The following is a 3,817-nucleotide window of genomic DNA, read 5'->3' as shown; positions in this document are numbered from 1 at the left end:
GATTGAGACGGCGTGCCTGATGACAGCCGACGCACGCCTGCTCGCCGCGTTCGTGACCGAGCCTGCCGAAAACAATTTTCCGCGCCTGCCGGTACGGGCTGACGAAAACGTCTTCATCAGCGTCATGGGTTTTGCCAGCACAGAAGCGCATGCCCGCCACAAGGCCGCGCTTGCCGCCTCGCCGGCATGGCAGGATTTTTGGCGGGCCGCGCAACCCGGCCTGACCAAACCCACGGAGACCTTGCGGCTGTCGCCGACATCGCAATCACTGGTCGGGATCTATTCCTAAAGCGCGTCGACGCGCTTAGGAATAGATCCTTTTTTGTGCATGTCGTTCTCCCAAAACCGGGGCCACTTTTGGGCGACATGCATCAGACTTCAAATGCCTCGACGATGGTCTTGGCGACAAGGGCCGGGTCTTCCCAATGCGGGTTGTGGCCACAGCTCTCGGCCCGGACGAAGACGGCTCCGGCAAGAGCGGATTGCAACGCCTGCTGGTGCGCCTCGCCGAACAGCGGGTCGCAGGCGCCGGCAATGATCAGCGTCCGGGCCTGCACGGCCCGCGCCGCATCGCTCAGATCGGCGCGGCGGATTTCCTCGAGAATCGCGCGCCAGCGCGGCGCCGGCAATGCCGACGCGTCTCTCGCCAAGCCGGCGAGAAAGGCTGGAGGCACGTCGGGACTGCAGGCATGCCACCAGGCGTAGAACGGATCGGCCGGCGATATCGGGTCGCGCAGCGCCTCGACGCCCGCGACCAGCGGATGATCCGGCGCGAAATCGGGCTTTAGCGTGCCGGCCAGCACCACCAGCCCGCCAATCAGCTCCCTGTGTCGCCCTGCCAATGCGATGGCCACCATGGCGCCCAGCGAATGGCCGACGACAAGCGGCCGGTCGAGCCGCAAGCGTAGGATCAGCCCGGCAATATCGTCGGCGAAATCGGCTATGCCGCAGCCTTTGCCGGCCTGCGAGGCGCCGTGGCCGCGCAGATCCGGCATGATCAGACGGCGGCCGGCCAGATAGGGCGCCAGAAGCGAAAAGCTGCGGCTGGTGTCGGTGAAGCCGTGCACCAACAGCAGTGCCGGCTCGGCGCCTGTTATCTCGACATAGGCGATGTCGAGATTGCCGACAGTGACGAACTGCTTGCGGCCGGCCCAGCCGTCCTGGTTCGCGCAGGCATTCAGCACCGCCGCCCTCACAGGCCGAGCTTTTCCTTGACCGCGGCAAGGCCGGGTTGGCCGTCGAAGGTGGTGACACCGGCGAGCCAGGCATCGAGACGGCTCTTGTTGGCCGTGATTGCCTTCAGCGCGCCGTCCTCCGGCTTCATGCCGTCATTGATCAGATAACCCATGCCGACATTCTCGAAATCGATGTCGAAGGCGAGGTTTTTCAAGAACTGTGCGACGTTCGGGCATTGCTGCAGATAGCCCTTGCGCACCTGCGTCGTCACCGTCGCGGCGCCGAAATTCGGGCCGAAGAACTTGTCGCCGCCGGTCAGATATTTGAAGTCGTACATCGTGTTCATCGGGTGCGGCGCCCAGCCCTGGAAGACGATGAACTGCTTCTCCTTGATCTCGTAGCCGACCTCGGAAAGCATGCCGGCTTCGCTCGATTCGACCACCTGCCAGCCGTCCAGGCCAAAGGCGGGATCGGCGATAGCGTCCATCATCAACTGGTTTGAACCGGGCTCGATGCCGTACATTTTCTTGCCGAATTTGTCGGCGAATTTGTGCAGGTCGGAAATGTCCTTGACGCCGGCTTCCCAGACATAGGTCGGCACGGCGAATGTGTATTTGGCGCCTACGAGATTGACGCGCACATTCTCGACCGAGCCGTCCTTCTTGTAGGGCTCGTAATAGGTGACCATGGCCGGGTCCCAGTAGCCCAGGAACAGGTCGAGGTCCCTGTTCTTCATGCCCTCGTAGATGACGTTGATGCCGAGCACCTGGCTTTGCGGCTGATAGCCAAGCGCCTCCAACAGGACATTTGCGACTCCTGTGGTGAAGGCAAGGTCGTTCCAGCCGGGTTCGGCCATGCGGACCGTCTTGCACTCTTCGGCCTCGGCCGCCTGGGCCGCATGAGTGGCCAACATGAGGCCGGCAAGGCAGACGCCATTTGCAAGGATGCGCAACATTTCGGTTCTCCTCGTCCACAAAATTGACCAATCGGTCTTTTTATTGTCCCATGGGTCAATTCTTGATCTGAACGGACGAAGATGTCAACGTGGATTCGACATGCATGGACCGATGCCGTGAAACTCAAGCGTCTCAGTGAGATCCGCCGCAAGGAATTGCGGCAGGCGGCCTTCGCGGTGCTGGAGCGCGAGGGCATTGCCGGCGCGACCCTGGAAAAGGTGGCGGCGCAGGCCGGTGCCTCCAAGGGCATCGTGCTGCACTATTTCCGCAACAAGCAGGAATTGTTCGAGCACGCGATGCGTGAGGCAAACGCCGTCCTGTGCCAGGCGGTGATCGCGCGGCTTCGCCGGGCGCAGACACCGATGGAGCGCATGGATGCGGTGATCGAGGGCAATTTCGAGGAGCATCTGTTCCAGCCGCCTCTCTGCCATGCCTGGCTGTCGCTCTGCGCCGAGGTGCCGCGCGACGAGAAGATGGCTCGTATCCAGAGGGTGATCCATGCGCGCATGCGCTCGAACCTGTTGTCGGGCCTGCGCGGCCTCGCCTCGCCCGGAGATGCCGACGACATCGCGCTTGGCGTCACCGCGCTGATCGACGGGCTTTGGTTGCGGCTCGGCCTGCAGCCGGGCAGTGTGTCGCGCGAACAGGCTGTCCGCCAGGTCAAGAATTATGTCGCGGGACGGCTGGCTTTGGGGGAGCTTGCGACCGCCGGCGCTTAAACCAGCCTCGGCCGGCCTGCCGGGTGGCAGCGGTCGAAGTTCATACTGTGGGATAGGCTGACGGCTTGACCTTGGCCGCCACTATACGGTGCTCTCGACGACGCAGAAATCTCGGAGCATCCGATGAGACTTCACAACAAGCGCGCGCTGGTTACCGGCGGGTCGGACGGTATCGGCCTGGCGATCGCCGAGGCCTTTTCGCGCGAGGGCGCGGACGTCCTGATCGTCGGCCGTGACACCAAAAAGCTCGACGCCGCCCATAAGCAGCTCGGCGGCACTATCGAGACGCTGTCGGCCGATCTTGCCACATCGGCCGGCATTGCGGCCGTCGGCGAGCACGTCAAAGAATCCGGCAGGCCGCTCGATATTCTCGTCAACAATGCCGGGGTGGCTTTCCTGGTGCCGTTCGAGACCGTCAGCGAGGCGCAGTTCCAACAATCCTTCGCGCTCAATGTGACGGCGGTGTTCTTCCTCACGCAGGGTCTGCTGCCGCATCTGGCGGCCGGCGCGTCGGTGATCAACATCTCGTCCTATTTCGCCAACAAGATGATCCCGAAGCGGCCCTCGAGCCTCTATTCCCTGTCAAAGGGCGCGTTGAACTCGCTGACCAAATCGCTGGCCTTCGAACTCGGCCCGCGCAGCATCCGCGTCAACGCCATCGCGCCCGGCACTGTCGACACCGCCATGCGACGCAAGACCGTCGACAATTTGCCGGCCGAGGCAAAGGCCGAGCTGAAAGTCTATGTCGAGCGCAGCTATCCGCTTGGCAGAATCGGCCGCCCCGACGATCTGGCGGGCATCGCAGTGTACCTCGCTAGCGACGAGGCGGCCTGGACCAGCGGCGGGGTCTTCTCCGTCGACGGTGGTTATACTGCGGGCTGATCCGTCCGGGCGCCACGCCAAGCGCCGACATTTTCTGCGACGCCACTTTCTACAAATCCAAGTACGCCTACCGCCTCCAGGACC

The 3,817-nt window shown here is 63.2% G+C and carries 4 protein-coding genes and 1 pseudogene; 3 read left to right on the top strand and 2 right to left on the bottom strand.

Annotated features, from left to right (window positions below; genetic code table 11):
- A pseudogene (locus EN925_RS26925) lies at window positions 1-289 on the top strand (NIPSNAP family protein); the annotation flags it as partial.
- An 82-nt stretch (window positions 290-371) separates the two neighbouring features.
- On the opposite strand, the gene EN925_RS26920 reads toward EN925_RS26925, so the two are convergent.
- Together EN925_RS26920 and choX are read right to left on the bottom strand one after the other, a co-directional pair.
- Window positions 372-1,184, bottom strand: coding sequence for an alpha/beta hydrolase (locus EN925_RS26920; protein ID WP_127385482.1), 813 nt, complete (start codon window positions 1,182-1,184; stop codon window positions 372-374).
- A gap of 8 nt (window positions 1,185-1,192) precedes the next feature.
- Window positions 1,193-2,131 carry a choline ABC transporter substrate-binding protein gene (gene choX, locus EN925_RS26915; RefSeq protein ID WP_127369955.1) on the bottom strand — a complete coding sequence of 313 codons (939 nt, stop codon included), beginning with the start codon at window positions 2,129-2,131 and terminating at the stop codon, window positions 1,193-1,195.
- Window positions 2,132-2,212: 81 nt separating this feature from the next.
- Between choX and betI the strand changes: the two genes are divergently transcribed.
- Both betI and EN925_RS26905 read left to right on the top strand, forming a co-directional pair.
- Window positions 2,213-2,851, top strand: coding sequence for a transcriptional regulator BetI (gene betI, locus EN925_RS26910; protein WP_024505714.1), 639 nt, complete (start codon window positions 2,213-2,215; stop codon window positions 2,849-2,851).
- Between the two features lie 123 nt (window positions 2,852-2,974).
- Window positions 2,975-3,733, top strand: a complete 759-nt coding sequence (locus EN925_RS26905) for an SDR family oxidoreductase (RefSeq protein WP_127388429.1) — start codon at window positions 2,975-2,977, stop codon at window positions 3,731-3,733.
- The last annotated feature ends 84 nt before the right edge of the window (window positions 3,734-3,817 follow it).

The sequence above is a fragment of the Mesorhizobium sp. M7A.F.Ca.US.006.04.2.1 genome (assembly GCF_004022915.1).
In the GTDB taxonomy this organism is placed as follows: Bacteria; Pseudomonadota; Alphaproteobacteria; order Rhizobiales; family Rhizobiaceae; genus Mesorhizobium; species Mesorhizobium ciceri.
Note: the sequence above shows the minus strand (reverse complement) of the source record. Positions and strands in the feature narration are given on the sequence as shown.